At 74.6% G+C, this 3,169-nt stretch carries 2 protein-coding genes and 1 pseudogene; 1 reads left to right on the top strand and 2 read right to left on the bottom strand.

Going from position 1 to position 3,169, the window contains the following annotated elements; all coding sequences use genetic code 11:
• The first annotated feature begins 464 nt into the window (after positions 1-464).
• Entirely contained in the window at positions 465-1,637 is a 1,173-nt protein-coding gene (locus VE546_RS06310) for a DUF3103 family protein (RefSeq protein WP_324919415.1), read from the top strand.
• Positions 1,638-1,696: 59 nt separating this feature from the next.
• Here the strand turns inward: VE546_RS06310 and VE546_RS06315 are convergent, their stop codons facing one another.
• Together VE546_RS06315 and VE546_RS06320 are read right to left on the bottom strand one after the other, a co-directional pair.
• Complete coding sequence (locus VE546_RS06315; protein WP_324919417.1) at positions 1,697-2,524, bottom strand: SDR family NAD(P)-dependent oxidoreductase; 828 nt, start codon at positions 2,522-2,524, stop codon at positions 1,697-1,699.
• Between the two features lie 431 nt (positions 2,525-2,955).
• Positions 2,956-3,169: pseudogene (locus VE546_RS06320) on the bottom strand (toxin Doc); the annotation flags it as partial.

Genomic DNA, 3,169 nt, shown 5'->3' on the forward strand with positions numbered 1-3,169 from the left:
ACATCCCCTGTGCCTCGGCCCCGGCGGGCGCCCCTGCGCTCGCCGGGCTTTCACGGGGGAACATAGCAGCGCCTGCCGAGACTGGGAAGAAGTTGTGCGCGAACAGGTGCCCACTTTTTCCCGGCACAGGACAAAGATGGGTCACGGATGCCCGGCGGCGGACCGGTTCCCCGGACGGCGGGGGCTCGCCGCTCCCCGCCGCCCGCGCCCAAGTGGCGCACGTCCTCACCCTCGTGCGGCGCCGCGCTGCCGCACGGCGGGCCCGTTCGCCTTCCCTCGCCGGGACCGGTGCCCGGGAGGAGTCCGGGGCGCCCTGGCCGCCCTCTTGTCGAGCTGACATGTCAGCGTCATTCTGGGTTCCGCAGCGGCTTCTACCCGCATAGACCCGTGCGGGCGAGGGGCCGTTCCGCTCGCACGTCCTCTGCACCGAGCCCGTCCCACCCGTTTCTCGTACAGGAGTCCTCGTGGCCAAGCACCGGTACAGAACCGCCGTCGTGTGCGCCGCCCTCTGCGCCCTCGGCCTCGTCACCACCGTCCAGGGAACCGCCACGGCGTCCGCGCCGCCGGACACCACCCGCACCCCCACCGCCACCACCGCCACCACCACTGCCACCGCCACCGCCACCGCCGCGATCGAGGCCCGCGCCGCCCGTTCGCTCGCCGTCTCCCTCTCCGGGTCCGCCGCCTGGCGCGCCCAGGTCCGGCAGGCGGTCCTCGCCTCGGACGGGGTCGGTCTCGGTGCCCTCGCCAGGAAAGCGGCCCCAAAGATCGCAAACGGTCTGGGGGCGGCGATCGCCGACGCCGACCGCGACCTCGCCGAGGCCAGGGGCCTCGGCGGGAAGGCGGACTCCCTGCTGCGGCTCCGCCTCGCCGACGACTCCATGCGCGAGGCCCTCAAGGCCGGGGCCGAGCCGCTGGTGGCCGCCGCTCCCCACGACGACGGCGCCACGGTGGTCACCGCCTACGACGGTGCCGGCCGCTCCCACGCGCTGGACGCCCGGCGGGTTCCCGAACGCCCCGTCTACGTGGTCGACACCGACACCGACGAGGCCGTCGCCGCGGGCCTGGCCGTCCTGCGCGAGGAGTTCGCCAAGCGCGGCCTGACGCCGCCCGCCGGGCCCGCCGCGTCGGCGAGCACCGCGGGCGACGGCTTCTGGACCAGCCGCATCACCTCGGTGAGGCTGTCCGACGACGAGGAGCCCTGGGTCAAGGGCGACGCCGAGGTCTACTCGCTGGTGACCGGCTTCGGTCTGGACGGCAAGGTGCGGGTCGACCCGGTCGACATGCCGTACCTCGACGAGGACGGGAAGACGTACTACCCCAACCAGGTCCTGGTCAACTGGTCCTCCTACAAGTACGACCTCGCCGACGTGGTGATGATGGAGGAGGACGGCAGCACCAACTACCGGTCGCTGGCCAAGGCCATCGCCGACGCCCTGCTCACCATCACCGACCTGGGCGCCTACGTTCCGCTGGTCAACGCCGTCCTGGACGCCATGCCCGACGACTGGTGGACCGACGACCCCGACTACGTGGACTCCTGGTACACCCTCGCCCGGGGCACGGCGGGCCCGGTCGGCGGCGCGCGGGGCAACGGCACCATGACGCTCGAACCGTACTGGGTGTCGGCCTTCTGAGGCCGTTTCCGGAGCGGGCCCGTCCACGGCGGGCCCGCTCCTCCCCTCCCCCGCCGCCCTCACGTCCAGGGCGCCAGCAGTTCGCGGGTCTTCAGGTGCAGCGCCACTTGGAAGGAGTGGTCGCGGGCCTGGCGGCCGGGCCGGGCGATGCGTCCGTCGTCGACGTAGCTGCCGGAGGGGATGTCCGGTGACAGCGCGGCGTGGAGGAGGTTCGCGGCGCCGTGCTGCACGGCGCCGTCGCGGACGGCGAACATCGCGCGCAGCAGCCGGGTGCTGATGACGCCCGGGCTGATGCTCACGATGTCGGGGGCACCGGCGTCCGGCACGCGCGCCTGCCACAGGGCGTGGGCGACCAGGGCGAGCTTGGACTGGGCGTAGGCCCGGACGGGGTCGTAGTCGTGTTCGAGGTTGATGTCGTCCAGACGCATCGTCACCGAGAGGTGGGTCGCGGAGGCGACGTGCACGACGCGCCCGGTCACGGGCATGAGCGGCCGGAGCCGTTCGGTCAGGAGCACCGCGGCGAGGTAGTTGGTCTGCAGGGTGGACTCGTAGCCGTTGGCGCTGGTGCGGCGCTCCGGGGCGCCGGAGCGGCCCGCGTTGTTGACCAGGACGTCGACGCCCTCGTCGAACCCGGCGATCCGGTCCGCCATGGCGACGACCTCGTCCAGGTCGCCGAAGTCCGCCCGGACGTAGTCGACCCGGGCCGGGCCCGCCGACCGGAGCCGCCGCAGGAGCGGCAGCACGGCGGATTCCGGCTGGGGTCCGTGGACGACGAGGTGCTCGGCCGCGGTGGCGAGGCGTACGGCCGCGGCCTCGCCGATGCCGCTGGTGGCTCCGGTGAGGACCACCGTGCCCGTGCTCTGCCGGGCGGGTTCGGGGGACGACATGCGCGGGCCTCCTGGGGAGCGCTGGGGGCGGGTGCGGGAGAGGGGCTTCGGCACGGGGCCGGTGGACGGATCGCTTCCCCTTTCGGGGCCGCCGTCGGCGCGGGCCGGGCCGTCGTCGGCGGGAAGGGGGACACCGCGGTGGCGGACGACGCGTCCGCCGCGGTCCTCGGCCATGTGCACAGCGCCCGCCTCCCCGGGCGGGGAGCGCGGCGGGCCGGGCGCGGCGGGTCCCGCCGGACCGGAGGCTGTCGGCGCTCGACGCCTCGGCGAGGACGGTGCGGGCGAAGACGGTGCGCACCATCGCGGCCCGGGCGGGAGCGGCCCGGGCGATGGCGGCACTCGGGGCTCCTCGCGCCCCTCCCGGACCCCGCGCGCACGGACGGAGCGGATGGGAACGGGTCCGGGGCGGATCCGGGGCGGATCCGGGGCGGTCAGATCCGCCAGGCGCGGATGCGGTCGGCCACCCGGTAGACACTGGCCTTGCGGTCCCGGATGTCGCGGACCAGGTCGACGAGTGCGCCGTAGGGCGGGTCGATGCCCTCCCCGCAGGCGTGCATGTAGGCGACCGTCACCTGGCAGGCGTAGAGGCTGTTGCGGTACGGCAGCGGCTCCAGGCGCACCAGGGTGTGCAGCAGGGCCGCGGCC

This window comes from Streptomyces sp. (genome assembly GCF_035644915.1).
In the GTDB taxonomy this organism is placed as follows: Bacteria; Actinomycetota; Actinomycetes; order Streptomycetales; family Streptomycetaceae; genus Streptomyces.